Origin of the sequence: Lysinibacillus sphaericus, assembly GCF_015844675.1 — a bacterium.
In the GTDB taxonomy this organism is placed as follows: domain Bacteria; phylum Bacillota; class Bacilli; order Bacillales_A; family Planococcaceae; genus Lysinibacillus; species Lysinibacillus sphaericus_E.
The window spans coordinates 1-1,800 of the sequence record NZ_LDGC01000003.1 but is presented as its reverse complement, the minus strand read 5'-3'; the positions used below and the strand labels follow the sequence as shown (position 1 = coordinate 1,800).

Annotated in this window: 1 protein-coding gene; it reads right to left on the bottom strand. The window is 39.8% G+C overall.

The window, feature by feature from the left end; genetic code table 11:
- A partial coding sequence (locus tag ABE34_RS01595; RefSeq protein WP_206700831.1) for a non-ribosomal peptide synthetase occupies positions 1-1,800 on the bottom strand: 1,800 nt, incomplete at both ends.

Genomic DNA, 1,800 nt, shown 5'->3' with positions numbered 1-1,800 from the left:
GCTAATCCGTCACCTGTGATACATAATTCACCTGGCACACCAATGCCACAGAGGTTATCTCCATTCAGAATATATATTTGAGTGTTACTGATCGGCTTTCCAATTGGAATAAACGTTGCATCCCAGTTTTCTTCTTTTTCCCAATAACTAGCACATACTGTATTCTCGGTTGGACCATAGTCGTTTATATATGAACTATCTCCAACTTTCTTTATCAATGCCATGCTGGACTCAGAACCAGCTGTTAGCAATTTTCTAAACTCTACATCTACCTCTTTTTGCAGGTAGTAGTTTGGAGGTAATGTTGCCACTGTTACCCTATTCTGTTTACAGTATTCACTAAATTCCTTCGGATTTTGTCCAACTACTGCCGGCATGCATACTAGCGTTGCCCCATTTAACAATGCCATTGTCATTTCCGATACGGAAGCATCAAATACATAATTTGCAAACTGTATAATATTATCTGCTGGCGTAATTTCTAAGTTACGTTCAAACCTATATTTTAAATTTACAACTCCATGGTGCTCCAAAAGTGTTCCCTTTGGCGTCCCTGTCGTTCCGGATGTGTAGATACAGTAGATTAAGTCTTCCGCCTTGTTGACCTTCTCTGGATTCTGGATATTTCCTTCCCAGATTCCTGCTTCTTTTAAGTCAAACTTTGTTAGGTCGGTTTCATACTCTGCCTCGTAAAGTAGCATGGCCTTTGGCTGACAGTCTTCCAACATAAACGCGATTCTTTCTTCTGGATACGTTGGATCAATTGGCACATAAGCGGCTCCAGCCTTGATGATTCCGTAGATTCCGGTGATCATCTCGATACTTCTTTCTGCCATGATCGCTACGAAGTCATCTGGTTTTACTCCCAGCTCTCTTAACTTATGAGCTAACACATTGGCTCTTTCATTCAGCTCTCGGTAGCTTACTTCTTCACCTTCGAAGACTAAAGCGATCTGATCCGATGTCTTAGCTGCCTGTTCTTCGAACAGTTCGACTACCGTCTTCTCTCTTGGATACTCTGTCTTGGTTGCATTGAAGTCATGGAGGATCTTTTCTTTTTCATCCTCAGTCACGGTTTCTATTTCCGCTACTTGTCTGTCTGGATTTTCTGCGATTTCCTCACTGATCTTCACCAAACGTTCTAATAACCTCTGTATGTCTTCTTCACTAAATTGATTTGGATTATACATAATGTCAAAACCAAGTGCTCCATCCATTTCATATCCTGCTATAGATATTGCATAATTGGTTTGTTCTCTTGCTTGTTCGAGTGCTACCATCATCTGATTTTTATCAGTTTCTTGTTGTTCTGACTCTAATCCAGACATATAGTTTTCAAAAACATACAGGACTTTAATCAATTCTGTTCCTTGCAGTGTCTCATTTTGTATCTCTGCCAATGAATAATAATCATAGCTCGTACTTTCATTTCCCTGTTCTTGCTGTTTCTTCAACAGTTCCCTAATGCTCATCTTATCTTCTGTTCTTACTCTTACTGGAATAGTATTAATGAACAGACCTACCATATCTTCTATGCCCTTGATATCAGCATTTCTTCCTGATACGACTTTTCCAAAGACTACATCTTGGTTTCTAGTACATACTTGCAGCATGATTCCACATATTACTTCAGCGACTGTATTAATCGTACTTCCATTTTGTTCTGCAATTCGCTGTAGAGTCGATGTTACCTTCCGATCGACAGCTATCCTTTGTCTTCGCATCTGTTCATCGCTAGACTCTTTTGGCTTGTTCATCGGAGTGATTTCACAGTCACTGTCATAATCATCTAATAACTTG